This window comes from Nitrospira sp., from assembly GCA_024760545.1.
Taxonomy (GTDB): Bacteria; Nitrospirota; Nitrospiria; order Nitrospirales; family Nitrospiraceae; genus Nitrospira_D.
The window spans coordinates 3,003,713-3,017,917 of the sequence record CP060501.1; the positions used below are offsets into that span (position 1 = coordinate 3,003,713).

Sequence of the window (14,205 nt, forward strand, 5' to 3'; positions counted from 1 at the left end):
AAGGTTGGGAGATCCCTTCATCATATCCTGCAGCATCAAATTGAACACGGGATAGGGCGATGTTATAGTCGTCGCGCGATGGCAAAAGATCAACCCGTCAAGGTACTCGTGATCGCATTGGTCGATGACGCGATGTCGGCGGTCTATTCGATCAATCGGCTCACGCCGGAGGCCTTGTGTTTTGTGTTGCCGGAAGGAAGCAAGGCCTTGGTGGAGTCTGCCGTGCAACCGAACATCCAGCAGATGCCGAGACGGTGGGATTGGATTGTGCTGGCGGAAACCGCTGAGTTCCCGACCTCCTATCAGACGCTTGCGCGCTCGTTGCCTGAACTGTTGCGGACGTGGGAGGTGCAGCCGGGTGAGCTGGTTGTGGACGTGAGTGGGGCGACACCGGCGATGGCCGGAGCGCTCACTGTGGTGGCGCTGCCGTGGACTTCTCGGCTGGTCGAACTGAGTCCGGCTCGCGAAGGACTTGATGGTGATCGCATTGAATTGGGCACGAAGACCCTCGTCTGGACGCAGAGCAATCCATGGGACGAGCAAGCGACGGTATCACGACGAGAAGGATGTGAGCTATTCAACCGAGGACTCTTCCACGCTGCAGCCAAACTCTTTCATGATGTGGAACTGCGGGTCAGTGGCGGGCAGAAGCCGCTGTATCGGGCATTGACGGATTTGGCTGACGGCTATGAATTGTGGGAACGGTTTCACTATCGTCAAGCTTGGGACAAATTGAAAACTGCGACGAAGGCTTTAGAAATGGCTTCGCTCTGGGGTGGACCGCCCGGCTTGAAGTCGGTCGTGCCTCCTATCAAGGCCAATGCCGGTTTCCTTGAAAAGATCGTCCTTGATTCCGCTGAGGTCAAAGAATTTGTGCCGTTAGATCTCTTGGCGCATGCAGGCAGAAGGCTCCTTGCCGGACGCGATCCTGAAGCGGCTATGGTCTCACTCGTCCGTGCTCTGGAGGCATTTGCCCAGGTCCGACTCCACAAGGCGCACAAGATGAGGAGCTGGGATGTGGCGCCCGAGCAGCTCCCACAGGCGCTTCAGGAAATGTGTCGCACCTGTTATCTCGAAGACATCGACGGCAAGTACAAGCTGCCGCTGCAGGCACAGTTTCGTGTGCTGGCCGGGTTGGGCGATCAACTGGGACAAACCTTCCTCAGGGAATGGCAGAAGATGAAGCCCCTGCTTGACGCAGCGAACCATGCGGTGTTGGGTCATGGCTTCGAGCCCATCAAATCGGAACGAGTGCAGCAGTTGTACGAAGTGATCGTCCGACTCACCGGGGTTGCAGAGTCGTCGTTACCGAAGTTTCCGGTCCTGAGCCTTTAGCATCGTCGCTCGTGAAACGTGAAGTGTATCTCGTCGAACAAGGAAGCTATCCGAGAAAGTCTTTTGGAGAAACTGGATCACGAGTCAAAGATGCTCAGAAATCTGATCAAGCGGTTATAGCAAAAGACGGTTTACAAGTGCGAGTTGCAGCGCATGCGAGATTCGCTTCACGAACGACGAGATGCCATCGAAGTTCGCATCTACTACGAAGATACCGATTGCGGCGGGGTGGTCTATTACGCCAATTATCTGAAATATTTTGAGCGGGCCCGTACCGAGTATCTTGAAGCGCGAGGGTATTCAGTTTCGGCATTGATGAAACAAAGCATTCTCTTCGTGGTGGTGCACGCCGAAGTGGCGTATTGCTCGCCTGGTCGGTACGGAGAAACGTTGGTCGTCGAAACGGAAGTGGGCGATGTAACCCGGGCTGCGTTGACATTTTCGCATGTCGTGTGTGAGAAGGCGAGCGGCCGCGTGGTTGTGAAAGGCTCGGCTCGGTTGGCGGCGACGGACGGGAACGGAAAAGTCAAACGTCTGGACAGAACCATGGTCGCCGCGCTTCAGTCAGCGATCCATCCTTCATCCACGGCCTGATCCTAACGCGAAAACAGCGCGTGAAGCTCCCGCATTCAGCAAGTGCCGCCGCCGATCGCGTATCCGTAACAACGCATCGTAGTTTTGCGCCTTGACTTGAAACCTACCTGCTCCGTACATTCGAAAAAAAGAAAGGAGTTGTGTCATGAGTCAACAGTCAACTATCCCCGGTTACACGTACGGCACCCCTGCGGTTACAACGTCCCCTGTGACAGTTGCCGATTTTGAGTTGATGAAAAAGAGCGCCTTGTTCGGCGACGAGGATGTGAAGTATTTGCGTCTATCGCTCGATGTCGTGAAGGATCAAGTCGAGGCGATCCTCGACGTCTGGTATGGGTTCGTCGGATCCCAGCCCCATCTGCTCAAGTCCTTCTTGGGCAAGGGCGACGGCAAGCCGCTCGGTGATTATCTGGGCGGCGTGCGCAAGCGGTTCGGCCAATGGATTCTCGACACGGCCCGTGCGGAATACGACCAGAAATGGCTCGACTATCAGCACGAGATCGGCTTGCGGCATCATCGCACCAAGAAGAACCGTACGGACAATGCGGCTGCATCCGCTGAAGTCGTCCCGTTTCGTGATCTCTTCGCGCTCATCTTTCCGGTGACCTTTACGCTCAAGCCGTTTCTTGCTAAGAAAGGTCACTCCGCTGAGGACGTTGAGAAGATGTATGCTGCATGGGTGAAATCCTGCCTGCTTCAGGTGACGCTGTGGAGCCATCCCTACGTGAAAGCCGGAGATTTCTAACGAAACACAAGGTAGAGTCCGGGGATAGACTGGTCCTCATCGGAGCGGACTTCGGTGAGGGTCATGATGTTCCCGGCTCATCCGTCGCAGTTCGCGTGCATATCGATCCCACTCAATCCCAGACTTGAGGCCTCATCACGCAGTTTGTCCGGATCGGTGGAGCTCATGCGGCAGACTCCAGACTGTGCTGGTGATAGGAGCTTGAGGGATGACCGTTTGCTGCATCCGCCTAGGAGAGAGTTTCGGCGCGGATTATGGCTTGTGGATACTCTAGAGCTTGGCGATCAGGTCAACCGACAGGGCCGTGTAAGGTCCCCTCTGTCGCGTCAACGATTCACCACACGTTGAGTGACTCCCTTGTGGTGGCGGGAAGCTACTCGGGATTTCTTGCCGACGTGGTTGTCTTTCTCGCCCGACAGGACACTGGGTTCTGACCACTGAGTGACGATAATCTCCACCCGTCTGTTTTTACTCCGACCTTTATCGGTATCGTTGCTTGCGATGGGTCTGGTGGCCGCGTATCCGACCGATTTGACTCGATCGGCTTCGACCCCGCTGCCGATCAAAGCCTGACCGGCGTGTTCAGCTCGTGCCTGGGAGAGTTCGATATTGTCTCGAAACGTTCTGCGAGGGTCGCTTCGGACGGGCTTGCTGTCGGTATGTCCGGCCACTTCGATGCTCTGGTAACGGAAATCATGCAAGATCGCCCCGATCCGTTCGAGCAACGAGGCGCCTCCCGGGGTCATCGTCACTTCGCCTGAACCGAATAGCTCGCCCGTCGCTAACGCCAGGGTCAGTTTATTACCCCGCTGCCGTAAGCCCACACGACCTTTCTTAAGCTCATCTTGCAGTGCGCTGCTGAGACTTTCACTGACCTTGGTGAGATCACTTCCTATGGCTTTCGCATCGTCCGGACGAACCGGATGGGGTTCTTGAGTAGGAGCTGCCTCGCCTTGCTTCGTAGAATTACGCTCCATCTCTGCAAGCAATTGCTTCGCCTGCGCGAGTTCCGCATTTCTGGCCGTAAGCTGCGGGTCGAGATCAGTCAGCTTTTGCGTGACTTGCTTAAGGTTGTCCTCAAGCTGCGCCAGATCCTGCTCTTTTCCTGCCAGTTGCTGTTCTAGCTCAACCACTCTGTTCCTGGCTTGCGTTAACTCTCCAGTCTGTGAGGGCACGTCACCGTTGAGTTTGGAATTGTCGTCGGGCTCGGATCGCGGGACTCTGGCCCCTTTCTTTTCTGCATCAAGCTGACGCTCGAGTTCGACGATTCGGCGCTTTGCATTCTCGAGACTGCTGACCGCAAGTTGTCGCTCGAGATCTTCGATTCGCTGTTTAGCCTGCTGCAGGTCGCTTTTCGTCGTGCTCAGCTCTTGAGACGGCTGGCTGTGTGAGTCTCCTGGGTCGCGCAGAGCATTGAGCGCCTGTTCTTTTTGGGCAAGCTGTGTCTCTAAAACACCCACGCGCTGCTTCTCAGCGTTCAGGAGATCATTCGCCGCCGTTGCCTTCTCTCGCAGCAGAGACAGTTCTTTCTCTTTCGCTGAGAGCTGCTGCTGGAGCTTGTCCAACGACGGCTCCTTCTCTGCTTCGCCTTTCGAGGTTTGGGGCGGAAACGAATACTTATTCTGGGGGAAATGGTCGTCGTGAACCTTGTAGAGAGGCGTTGTCGAGGTGCTACTTGTCGCTTGAAAGCCGGCTGCGATACTCGGAACGTGTCCGTTGATCAGCGTGAAGGTCGATGCCAGCACCAACGCAAGTAACTTCATGGCTTTATCTCACTTCCTTGGAGAATAACGTACAGTGATCGCAAGATAGAGTGGGAGGATTTCCGCCGGGCCTCAGGGCTCCGGAACGCTGCTCACGATAAACCCGCACTGCAACAAGAGTTGAAGCGTCAGGGTTCTACTATAAAAAACGTCGATGCGCTTCTTCATCAGTGCCTCTGTGAACGAAAAAAGTCAGCCTATCCTATCCCCTTCCAGAATCACTTTGCAATCGAGGTCTTCGCGCTTTCCTCGAGCGCGCCATTTCGGCCCTGTTCGGCTTAATCAAGCGGGGTGACGGTGTGCGGTGGTCGGCGTTTGATCCGCATCACTCAACAGGGTAGAAAGGATCTTTATTAAAAACCCGCTTGCCCCCTGCAATTCCACTTCCCGAACACTGATAGCCTTCGTGATTCAAAATTGGGAAGAAGAAGGAAAACCAATTGGTGCCCACTTCCACATCCTCGGGATTCAACCGCATGTTCCTCTGGCGCGCTTCCAGCTTCAGATTGAGCAAACAGCCATCCTGTGTGTACCCGGTTGCCGTGATTCTTGCGGACGGATCTCCTACCGGTTGCTTCGTCTGTGACGCGCAGGCGACGAGGAATAACGATGAGACAATCCCAAGTGTCATAAGACGAAATGTTTTCACCGTTACCTCAAGCGATCGTTCATGTGACTACCGGCTGACGGCTATGATGGACCTCAAGGGGCAAGGTCTGGGGAGATTAGTGGGGTTGGGAGCCTGACAAACGTTCCCATTTAAAAACAGCTTCCCTCGTCTGAGTTGCGGCGCATCCTCACATCTGCCCGACTACTTCCGTGAGGGGACGTGTTCGGAACTCATGAAAGTGGTGAGATTGTCGGAGAAACACACGGAATGTGTCAAGAAACGAGAAGAGAATCACCGGAACGCTTGATCCTCAGGGTTCCTGGGCAAGCTGTGATTGCCACAAAATTTAGTCCCCACCTTCTGTGGATAACCGTGTGAATAACTCGCCCTGGATACCAAAGCATGCCTCAATGACGTATTAATTCATCAAACTGCCTATTTTTTAGGCGTCTGTACCGGAACAGTTGAGGCACAACTAATAGTGGTCCAAGTGTTCCTTCTAAACGTTTTCACCGCATTCCTAGCAATCTGTGCCTGGTGCCGAAAAGTTCACCGTAACGGAGTCGTTACCAATGCAACTATTTGGATCGCTATCCACAGCCTCGGGAATTTTCTGGGGATCACAGCCTAATCCATAGGCCAGGAGCGATGTTTGGCATCTGTCAAGAGCTGGTTAAAAAAAGAAAGCATCCTGGCAGCTGAAGAAGATAGGGCCAAATGGCTGCGAGACGAGCTACTTTTTCCTATACACATTGAGCCCGACTTTCTCTTGCCGATTCGGAACTGTCACATTTCCTTCCGTCGAAGCGATGATAATCGTCTTGCCGGTTGAGGACGGACCGAATTCCTTCGAGAGATCCACTCTAATCGTCAACATAGATCCCTCCACGCTCATCTCGACATTCTTCATGCTCACACCCTTTCAGTACTAGGATTATGCCCTCTTGGCGTTAGCACCCTATCCTTGCCGTAGTTTCCATTCACCTCAACCGTGAAGGAGTATCTCAGTCGTCGGATCGAGCAAATTAACGGGCGAAAGGTTTGCTGGAAAGTTGCTTCGCGACTTCAGCTAGGTGGCTGTGTGCAACAGCGCCCTGGAAGCTGAAAGTCAGCACAAACCCGGAACATTGTGTGTACCCTGTCCCGCCCGGACCGGTCCCGTTCCGAAAATCTCCGGTCACCATGTCACCTTCCGTGCAGACTGGGAACGCCGTTTTCTTGAACACCGGGTTCTTCAAAATCGTCTCCATCATCTCTTTCATCATAGCCACCGTTTCGGGTTGCTGATCGATGTGCACATACACCGACAGCGTCTGCGCGTTTGGCCACTGCCATGCGCAGCCCTCACCGGTACCCATACTGGCCTGGACGGATACGAGCGAGGGAGATGACAGCAGACTACAGACTTGAGCGGCCATAGGACTTGCCGCGTGGGTAGATGGTGCCACGAGGAATGCGCCGATGACGATGAAATAGAGGACGAACATAGGTGTGAATTGTATTCATTGTCAGCTGCTTGTTCAATGGCCTGTCCATCGACGCAGCCTCATGCGTTTTTCGAGGCTAACCCAGCTACTCAGTGATTTTCGAGATTGACACGGCTCGAAGGGAAGGATTGACCTTAAGAGTGAACAGGTTGATTCTTCCGCTAGACTCCTATTGCAACAAGGTAATCGTCGCAATCCAAATTTCGATTCCATAGCCTTCTTTGCGCTGGTCGATGCGTTTACCGACTATCTCGACCTTAGAGCCGACGCATGGACTAAGGGTCTCTACGTCAAAACCGGCTACATACACGCGTAGTTGTTCCGTGCCGACAACCAGCGTGAAAGGCGCCTTACGGGTATTTGGACCCTCTTGAACCGGGATCCGTTGAAACACTCCGACGAAAAGTTCTTCGGGCTCCGGTCTTTTCAAATAGAAAGACTTTTCGGCAAAAACGTGTAGCGGCTTCAGGGTGTTATCTTGCCCAACGATTTTCTTATCATTGTTCGCAGGAGCCGCCGGCTCGTTCGGTGAAGGCAGCCTGTGGTTCGACGTGTCAGGCTCGCTTCTGTGTGAAGCGGGATGACAGCCGACTCCAAGACAGGCTGCCAGAACGACTCCAATCAATCCTCGCTTTCCTCCTACGGTCACCGAATTAATTTCTGATGTGGGTCGCCCAATATACTGTTTGAGATCCCGTAGGAACATTGTATCCCCTGATTCGGATCATCCACGTTCCCGCTTGGAGCGTACCGTTCACACCGGTTCGCTCGAAGACACTGACACCTGAGAAGCCTTTGGCACGTTCGATTCCCGATGGATCGATCAGATGCACGTCGATATCATTGTGGGTCTGTGCCGCTGATTCGGGCCACCATAAGGCCACATCCAGATCCTTCTTCCCGGCTCCCACGTTTATGGGGATGTCGATGTTCATATGATTCCCGACTGAAACCTTGCCCCACCAAGCGTGGCCGTTGGTCGCCATCTGAAGGGGACCCGCACCCACCGTGTTGTCGTACGGCCATTCCCTCTGGCCATAGAGAATCATGAACGCATATGTCTGACCGTTATCGAATGATCCGAACTGTCGCAACCAGTTATGAGCCAACATAGCCACGGCTGCGGCATAAGGCGTAGCGCCGCTTGTGCCGGTGAAGACTTTTAATGCTGTATCGCTTGTGTTGCTGGCAGTCTCGCTCCACGTTGGAGCTTGGATATCCGGTTTGTAACGTGAATCGGTTGCGGGGCCGCGTCCCTGATTGTCGTACTGGGCGCCACCGTCAGTCATGAACCCCCCGACACCAAGTACTTTGTGCGCAATCCCCGGTGAGCGCACCGTCGATGCGTTCGGACCGAAATTTCCGTTGGCTGAGACGAAAATGACCCCTGCATCGTATGCATTGTCGGCCGCTGTCGCGATGGTGCCGGTCTCCGACTCATTCGCCTGGATTTCTCCGACCAGCACTCGATCAAATGCCGCGATGCCTGCCTGTATAGCCCGCACGGCCGCCGATGTATTCAAACCGCCGGCAGAATAGATCTGCCAGCTGTCCGTCCGTATTGCCGTCACGCCGCGGTACTGGTTGCCAAGCCTGTTGTTTCCGGTCAGAAGTCCAGCGGAACTCGTGCCGTGATTCCATGAAAAGTCCGTCGGATCAAAATTTGGATTCGAACTATCGTTGCAATTGTTTCCACCGTTGACGCAATCCCGCATCCAGGCAATGTGATCGGGCGAATTGAACATGTTGTGCGTATCTCGAACGCCTGTGTCGAGAAGACCGATCCACGGATTGGTGAGCCCCAAGTTGAAATAAGGATCCGAGACGATTCTGTCCCGACCATCCTGAGCATCGTTATTGGCATTTGCGTCTTGTGGAGGCGGTTCACCCCCTTCAACCGGTTGGAGATACACGATTTCTCTGGATTCCGCGAGGCGTTGGATCTCTCCTATTTTCGCGGTTCCGACCACGCTATTGACGATCCAGAAACCGTCGGATTGCTTGAAGTTGCCGTGCTTGGCCAGTTGCTTTACAGACCTTGCTTGGGACTCCGCCCGCGCTTTTTTGAGTGTGTCGATGGCATCCGCTCTCCGGGTCTTGCCTTCGTCACGGCTTTCTCCTGAACCTAGGTCAGGCAGTCGAGGTACCCGTAGATCCTCGTGAAACGTAACCATGATATCTACTGATTCGTCTGCTTTTTTCTTAACGATCCATTCCTGAAGCACGGGGCTGATCTTCGAGATCGCAGGACTCTCCCTGCCATCATGCGCTTTCATTTCTGATCTCTTGTCGATGTAGATATTCTTGACAGGAATTTCATATGTCTCGGCGACCTGGCCCCGTGTATCTGTAATGGCCGCCGATCGGACCTGATTCAGCGGGTCAAGCATGACGCCGTAGGGGTTATAAATGCCGTCGTCGGATTGCGACCCCGTAACGCTCGGCTGAGTCGTGCACCCGATCAGCGATGCCACAAAAACAACAACGCTCAGAGAAACCGGATGCCGAATGCGGTTTGTGTTCATGATTTTCAACCTCCGGAAAGAAAAAATGTTCAAATCTGGCACTCAGCTGATTGCTGAGTTCCCCGGGCGAACCGAAATCCCGTATTTCCCGGTACCAGTGGGCTTGTAATGCCGCACGCGGGCATAGTACATGCCCGGATTCAACTTCGTCGCGATTTTGGCGTTGTATTTCTTCCCGCTGTCGTCGTCTTCAGCAATGACAGCCGTTTTATTGTTTGGGCCCAGGAGCACCATGACCACGTCCGTGGAACCTTTCGTCTCCAAGATATAGGGGCCTTTTGTGCCTACGGTGAAACTAAAGAGATCTTCCTCGCCGTGTTTCCCGATCAAGGCTTCGATCGGAGCCGCACCGACCGTAATAGCGGTGACGTCCGGAACGACTGTCTTGGGATACATCGTCCAGATGAACTCCTTATCGATTGCTGAAAGCTCGCGATTCCATCCGACCTCGAAATCGCCCAGCGTCAAGTCATTCGAAATGGGATAGTGCATGATGGATATTTTGTCGTACTCGGAGAAGTTGGTGCTGTCCTGCCCATATTTCTCAAACAGATTGTGGTCTATATCTTCTTTGGTCCAGTTGTTGGGAGGGCCCATGAAATATCGATAGACCGCTTCCTTGTCCCATGGAATGCCGGCTTCGGGATGCTGATGCTCGTGAATGCATCCCAAGGCGTGACCGAACTCATGGAGCACCACACGGCGATATTCGTCGTCTGTACTCGCAGGGGTCAGCCAGCCGTAGTTCATGGTTGGATTGGGTCTGGAGATCCCTAGCGCGTCGGTGCCAAGATAAGACCAGGATCCTTCTTGCAAGAACGAGATGCGGATTTCCGCGGACGGATCATAGGCAAAGTCGAACGTGATGTCTGCAAACTGACTCCATTGCTTCGCGTAATGCTCCACTTTGGCCTGCACATCGGGGTGGCCATCTAGAAAATGAACCCCCAATGTGCGGCCTTTCTGCCACTTTTTTCCCGTTACGATCGCCATCCGCATGCGATCGCTGGGATCAACCCCGAAGAGTGGAAAGTCACGCATCATTGGAGCATTGGCCGGATTCTCCTCCACAGCACGGCGACTCGTCTCAATCAATAACTCCCGGGGAACGAGACGATCGATGCACATTTTGACCCGTTTTCTCGACATAGCCTACCTCCTACCTTAGGAGTCGGCTCAAGCAGAGCCAACTCTCCGTTGACTGCTTCACCAGACTGGACAGCCCAGCCCGTTCTTAGTCTCCGTAAGTGGAAAAAGCAACGATGCATCCGTGAAGGCACTGAAGCATTTTTTGGGCCAGCGCATTCCAAACCTGGACTCTTGTTTTTCAAGCGCCTGACACAATTGGCCCGGTACCAACGGCTTATCTCTGGATCTGAGTGGATTCTGGCTGGGATCTGATTAAATAGAGAAGGTTGAGAAGAGACGTGACCAAGAAGTCGTCTTGGTCAAGGCGAGTGCTAGAGACAGCGGGTTACGAGTGGTTGAAACTCGGGTCCAAGCTATCGGTTGAGCATAGCGGAAAACCGTTGGGGTTGTGAGCTAGAAAGGATCAATCCTTTTAGGCCTTCGAGTGCGTTGAGATTTTTGGCGGCGATTAAGCAAACGACTATTCTCAGCTCCTATGACCGTGCCTTTTCATATCCCTCTATGATTAACGTCTCCGCCACATTCTGTTCGTTCACGAATACGTCGGCGACGAGACGATTGTAGACATCTCGGCCCTTGGGGACGATGCGGATCGGCCCGCGGCGAAGCAACTCTTCCAGTCGTTGCTTGGCTGCCGGGCCGGCTAACTCACTCATTTCCGGGGTGTCAACGCCACGAAGTCTGATACGCTCGGCTCCGACGCGAATGGTATCGCCATCGACTGCCCGCACGTGTAAGGTACTCAGTAGGCGCATCTCGTGTCTCGACCGCGATCGAAGGGCTGAAAGGCGAGACTGTTTATGTATGGGACCTAGTTTGTAACGGCCTTTGGGATAGCGTTGTGGTCTGCTGTCCGGGGGACGTGGGGGCCGACGCTGCCTATACGTGGGAAGGCGATCCGAATGTTGCTCGTTCGGCGATGGATACCAGCAGAGGTCGCACTGAGGTTCCAGCGTTGAACCGATGTCGGATTTCTGTAGGCGCTGTGCATGGGCATGAGGTGGAGATAGGACACACAACATCCCGCAGACGAGCAAACGGGCTAGGATCGTTATTGGGCGCTGGTTCATAGCCTGTGTGCGTACGCAGGTGTCATGCCAAATTTGATCGATTGACAACGTTCAAAACAGCATGCTGGAATGAGTTCATATTTCGTCGTTCGTGAAGCGTTGTTCGTATCTCGCTTTTGGAACGAGTCTGTCCCACGAGATACGCTTCACGAGGAACGAGATACACATCACGGAGGTCGAAGCCATGGATATGATGGGACGTGTGGGGCTGGTTGAGATTCCTGTCTTGATTGCCCCGGATCAAAAAGTCTGGATGGACCGCATGATCAAGGAAGGGAAAATCGCCATCCCCCCGGGCGGAACGTTGGAGAAAGGGTCGCTGTATTCAATGTTTATCCGTATGTTGCTCCATAACGCGATGGAAGAACAGAAACGGCAGGAGGCTCTCGAAGCAGAAGACGAGGACGACGAATAGGCGAACGTGAAGCGCGAAAGATCTCTCAGGTGGACTGTATCTAAATAGATTGACGATGTATCCTACGAGATACGAGCACCGCTTCACGAGGGACTCGATTAGAGCTTCTTGAAGGCGGTGTGCGCGGCGCGGATAGTCTTCTCGATGTCCTGCGCGCTGTGGGCGGTGGAGAGAAAAGCAGCTTCGAACTGGGAAGGGGCCAGATAGATTCCCTGTTCCAACATATGATGAAAAAACTGACCGTACCGCTTGGTGTCTGATTGTTTCGCCGTATTCCAGTCCACAACCGGACCTGGAGTAAAGAAAGTCGTCAGCATCGATGCAACCCGGGTTTGAGTGACGGGAATACCCGACTTTTTTGCGGCCTCGCCGATCCCTTTAGCCAGGGCAGCTGATCGCTCCTCAAGTTGCTTATAAATCCCTCGTACCCGCAATTGTTTGAGCGTCGCCAATCCTGCCGAGACTGCCAGCGGATTACCGGAGAGCGTACCCGCTTGATAGACCGGTCCGACCGGCGCGATGAGATCCATGATCTCTTTCCGCCCGCCATAAGCACCGACCGGCAATCCACCACCGATAATTTTCCCAAGGACCGTGAGGTCAGGCGTGATGCCGTAGAGCGCCTGCGCGCCTCCGTAACCGACGCGGAAACCGGAGATGACTTCATCGAAAATCAAGAGAATGTTGTGGTCGGCGGTCAGTTGTCTGAGTGTGGATAAGAAGTCGGGAGCAGGAGGGACAACGCCCATGTTGCCGGCAATCGGCTCAACGATAATGCAGGCAAGCCGGTCGCGGTTGGCGGCAATAAGCTGCTGGACTGTCCGAATGTCGTTATAGGGAGCCGTCAAGGTATGCTTGGCAAAGTCTTCAGGTACGCCCGGTGAGTCCGGAATCCCCAATGTTGCCAACCCTGACCCGGCCTTTGCCAGCAGGTAATCACCATGCCCGTGGTAGCATCCTTCGAACTTCATGACGGCCGTTCGTTTGGTAAACCCCCGCGCCACTCGGATCGCGCTCATCACGGCCTCGGTCCCGGAGCTGACCAGCCGAATCTTTTCCATGGAAGGGAAGCCGTTGCGGATTTCTTTGGCCAGCAATACTTCCGACTCAGTCGGAGCCCCGTAACTGGTCCCTCGCCCAGCCGCGTTCTTGATCGAGGTAATCACCGCCGAATGGGCATGACCCAAAATCATCGGCCCCCAAGAAAGGACATAGTCAATGTAGACGTTCTTGTCCACATCATAGAGCCGTGATCCTTTTGCGCGTGCGATGAAACGTGGCTGCCCACCGACCGAACGAAAGGCCCGAACAGGGCTATTGACGCCACCGGGGATGAGTTGCTGCGCTTCGGTGAAAAGCTTGGCGGAACGGGATGTTTTCATAACGGGGGCGCACCCTATCACGCGGTACGAGAGATGGTCAAGAAACGCATCGTCGCGCCATGAGTTGGAAGACGACCGATCAAAGTCAAAAAATGTCGTAAGAGATACACTTCTCTCAATTTCGATACAGCGGACGGATGGGAGCTCCGATTGGAAGCCGAATATTCCTTTGATTTCTCTGCTCTATAGGCACTCACGCATGACGGCGTAATTCTTGCTGTATTCATGCGTAATCAAGAGGGTGAGAGACATGAAGGTCATCTGTTCCTGGTGTCGAGGAGAAGGTCGAGACGGGTTGGTTGGAGAAAAGGCGCCGCTGGACGACCAGCGTGAAACCCACAGTATTTGTCTTGAGCATGAGAGGGCGGTGCGAATTCGCTGGACGGCGCATCGGAGCATAAGTCGATCCATGTTAACCACCAATGGAATGAGAGAGCGACCCTCGCGTGTCCGCCGGGTGGTGCTGTCGGCTGTTCAATTATATGTTGGTCTTAAGGGTTTCGCCTCGAAATCACGCCTCTAGCGGCCTAATCCATCGCAACCTGTTTCCGGAGCACATCGACGGCGGTCTATTTCGGGGAGGATTTGGCCGAACGTTTTGAGCGGGCTTTCGTCTTAGGCGCCTTCCGCTCTGCGGAGGAGAACTCGTCTAATTCCCAGCGCTTCCGACTCGTTTTGTCCTGTTCAGTCACCAAAAAGCACACATGGAATGGCGCGCGCCGACCATCGGCCGTTTGCCCCTTGCTCCAGGCTTCGCCGGCGTCACTCAGGACTTCCAACAACGTTTCATACTCCTCTTCATCATCGGGAAGCACAGCGTGCGCGTCGGCAATAAATAGAATGTAGCCTTTGGCAGGAAGCCACTCAAAATCGGCAAGACATTCCTCCAATGCGTCCCAGTTGTGTCCGAAGTACTCCGGAAAGGCCAGCACCCGGGCGAACTCATCGAACAGACCGGATGAGGTTCGGCATTTCTTCCCTTGGATGGTGCGCACCACGAATTCCGGTGGAACCTTCACCAACGTTGTGATCGGGGCTCCTCGCGGGACAATAAGCAGTCCTGACCAAGGCGGCGTGGCGTTGCTCAGATGCGGGTACAGTGTCGGTTTCCCTGTCATACAGAATCCGCC

14 protein-coding genes are annotated in these 14,205 nt (G+C 54.2%); 4 read left to right on the plus strand and 10 right to left on the minus strand.

Features of this window, described 5'->3' with window-relative positions; all coding sequences use genetic code 11:
* Nucleotides 1-78 precede the first annotated feature (78 nt).
* From H8K03_14125 to H8K03_14135, 3 genes are all read left to right on the plus strand, one after another.
* Complete coding sequence (locus tag H8K03_14125; GenBank protein ID UVT18943.1) at nucleotides 79-1,335, plus strand: TIGR02710 family CRISPR-associated protein; 1,257 nt, start codon at nucleotides 79-81, stop codon at nucleotides 1,333-1,335.
* A gap of 186 nt (nucleotides 1,336-1,521) precedes the next feature.
* Nucleotides 1,522-1,929 (plus strand): YbgC/FadM family acyl-CoA thioesterase, encoded by a 408-nt coding sequence (locus H8K03_14130; protein ID UVT22488.1) that lies wholly within the window; start codon nucleotides 1,522-1,524, stop codon nucleotides 1,927-1,929.
* 145 nt (nucleotides 1,930-2,074) lie between these two features.
* Nucleotides 2,075-2,674, plus strand: a complete 600-nt coding sequence (locus H8K03_14135; protein UVT18944.1) for a protogloblin ApPgb — start codon at nucleotides 2,075-2,077, stop codon at nucleotides 2,672-2,674.
* Nucleotides 2,675-3,000: 326 nt separating this feature from the next.
* On the opposite strand, the gene H8K03_14140 is transcribed toward H8K03_14135, so the two are convergent.
* From H8K03_14140 to H8K03_14175, 8 genes are all read right to left on the minus strand, one after another.
* Complete coding sequence (locus tag H8K03_14140) at nucleotides 3,001-4,437, minus strand: OmpA family protein (protein UVT18945.1); 1,437 nt, start codon at nucleotides 4,435-4,437, stop codon at nucleotides 3,001-3,003.
* 325 nt (nucleotides 4,438-4,762) lie between these two features.
* A complete protein-coding gene (locus tag H8K03_14145) occupies nucleotides 4,763-5,086 on the minus strand; it encodes a hypothetical protein (GenBank protein ID UVT18946.1) in 324 nt (107 codons plus the stop codon).
* A gap of 694 nt (nucleotides 5,087-5,780) precedes the next feature.
* On the minus strand, nucleotides 5,781-5,924 hold the full coding sequence (locus H8K03_14150; GenBank protein UVT22572.1) for a hypothetical protein: 144 nt from the start codon (nucleotides 5,922-5,924) through the stop codon (nucleotides 5,781-5,783).
* 148 nt (nucleotides 5,925-6,072) lie between these two features.
* Nucleotides 6,073-6,534 carry a hypothetical protein gene (locus tag H8K03_14155; GenBank protein ID UVT18947.1) on the minus strand — a complete coding sequence of 154 codons (462 nt, stop codon included), beginning with the start codon at nucleotides 6,532-6,534 and terminating at the stop codon, nucleotides 6,073-6,075.
* A gap of 169 nt (nucleotides 6,535-6,703) precedes the next feature.
* A complete protein-coding gene (locus tag H8K03_14160; GenBank protein ID UVT18948.1) occupies nucleotides 6,704-7,159 on the minus strand; it encodes a hypothetical protein in 456 nt (151 codons plus the stop codon).
* A gap of 28 nt (nucleotides 7,160-7,187) precedes the next feature.
* Nucleotides 7,188-9,059 carry a S8 family serine peptidase gene (locus H8K03_14165; protein ID UVT18949.1) on the minus strand — a complete coding sequence of 624 codons (1,872 nt, stop codon included), beginning with the start codon at nucleotides 9,057-9,059 and terminating at the stop codon, nucleotides 7,188-7,190.
* A gap of 42 nt (nucleotides 9,060-9,101) precedes the next feature.
* A complete protein-coding gene (locus H8K03_14170; protein UVT18950.1) occupies nucleotides 9,102-10,208 on the minus strand; it encodes a peptidase in 1,107 nt (368 codons plus the stop codon).
* A 473-nt stretch (nucleotides 10,209-10,681) separates the two neighbouring features.
* A complete protein-coding gene (locus tag H8K03_14175) occupies nucleotides 10,682-10,963 on the minus strand; it encodes a thermonuclease family protein (protein UVT18951.1) in 282 nt (93 codons plus the stop codon).
* A gap of 499 nt (nucleotides 10,964-11,462) precedes the next feature.
* Between H8K03_14175 and H8K03_14180 the strand changes: the two genes are divergently transcribed.
* Nucleotides 11,463-11,693 (plus strand): hypothetical protein, encoded by a 231-nt coding sequence (locus tag H8K03_14180; GenBank protein UVT18952.1) that lies wholly within the window; start codon nucleotides 11,463-11,465, stop codon nucleotides 11,691-11,693.
* A gap of 98 nt (nucleotides 11,694-11,791) precedes the next feature.
* Here the strand turns inward: H8K03_14180 and hemL are convergent, their stop codons facing one another.
* Both hemL and H8K03_14190 read right to left on the minus strand, forming a co-directional pair.
* The gene (gene hemL / locus H8K03_14185) at nucleotides 11,792-13,075 is read right to left on the minus strand and encodes a glutamate-1-semialdehyde 2,1-aminomutase (protein UVT18953.1); all 1,284 of its coding nucleotides are present in this window, start codon (nucleotides 13,073-13,075) and stop codon (nucleotides 11,792-11,794) included.
* A gap of 569 nt (nucleotides 13,076-13,644) precedes the next feature.
* Nucleotides 13,645-14,193: a barstar family protein gene (locus H8K03_14190; GenBank protein UVT18954.1), complete on the minus strand. Its 549-nt coding sequence runs from the start codon at nucleotides 14,191-14,193 to the stop codon at nucleotides 13,645-13,647.
* Nucleotides 14,194-14,205: the final 12 nt, after the last annotated feature.

Bases quoted from the DNA above. Each gene is read 5' to 3' on its own strand.
- H8K03_14125 (UVT18943.1), top strand. From the start codon at position 79: ATGGCAAAAGATCAACCCGTCAAGGTACTCGTGATCGCATTGGTCGAT.
- H8K03_14135 (UVT18944.1), top strand. From the start codon at position 2,075: ATGAGTCAACAGTCAACTATCCCCGGTTACACGTACGGCACCCCTGCG.
- H8K03_14140 (UVT18945.1), bottom strand. From the start codon at position 4,437: ATGAAGTTACTTGCGTTGGTGCTGGCATCGACCTTCACGCTGATCAAC.
- H8K03_14150 (UVT22572.1), bottom strand. From the start codon at position 5,924: ATGTTGACGATTAGAGTGGATCTCTCGAAGGAATTCGGTCCGTCCTCA.
- H8K03_14155 (UVT18947.1), bottom strand. From the start codon at position 6,534: ATGTTCGTCCTCTATTTCATCGTCATCGGCGCATTCCTCGTGGCACCA.
- H8K03_14165 (UVT18949.1), bottom strand. From the start codon at position 9,059: ATGAACACAAACCGCATTCGGCATCCGGTTTCTCTGAGCGTTGTTGTT.
- H8K03_14170 (UVT18950.1), bottom strand. From the start codon at position 10,208: ATGTCGAGAAAACGGGTCAAAATGTGCATCGATCGTCTCGTTCCCCGG.
- H8K03_14175 (UVT18951.1), bottom strand. From the start codon at position 10,963: ATGCGCCTACTGAGTACCTTACACGTGCGGGCAGTCGATGGCGATACC.
- H8K03_14180 (UVT18952.1), top strand. From the start codon at position 11,463: ATGGATATGATGGGACGTGTGGGGCTGGTTGAGATTCCTGTCTTGATT.
- hemL (UVT18953.1), bottom strand. From the start codon at position 13,075: ATGAAAACATCCCGTTCCGCCAAGCTTTTCACCGAAGCGCAGCAACTC.
- H8K03_14190 (UVT18954.1), bottom strand. From the start codon at position 14,193: ATGACAGGGAAACCGACACTGTACCCGCATCTGAGCAACGCCACGCCG.